Annotated in this window: 1 protein-coding gene; it reads right to left on the bottom strand. The window is 47.0% G+C overall.

Annotation, left to right across the window (positions count from 1 at the left end):
• A partial coding sequence (locus tag AC6UDB_RS07270; protein WP_500709597.1) for a hypothetical protein occupies positions 1-203 on the bottom strand: 203 nt, incomplete at its 3' end.
• Positions 204-236 lie beyond the last annotated feature (33 nt).

Below are 236 nucleotides of genomic sequence, written 5' to 3'. Positions count from 1 at the left end.
CCGATAAAATCACCCGTAGTCATTCCGGTGGTGCTTGCAACGGTTAATGCTGTAGCCGTAGCAATCGCCGCGTCTGCAGTGGTGTAAACGTAGTTCGTAAAAACGTGATCTGTACCAAACACGTACTTAGTTTGATCGGGGTTTAACGGAATCAAAGCTTCTGTTTGCGCCCAAACGTGGATCTGTTCGGTTTGCAAACTCATTAGAATATCGTTTAACGCTGACTCGCCCTGTAC

This window comes from Fructilactobacillus sp. X3R2C1, assembly GCF_059901235.1.
Note: the sequence above shows the minus strand (reverse complement) of the source record. Positions and strands in the feature narration are given on the sequence as shown.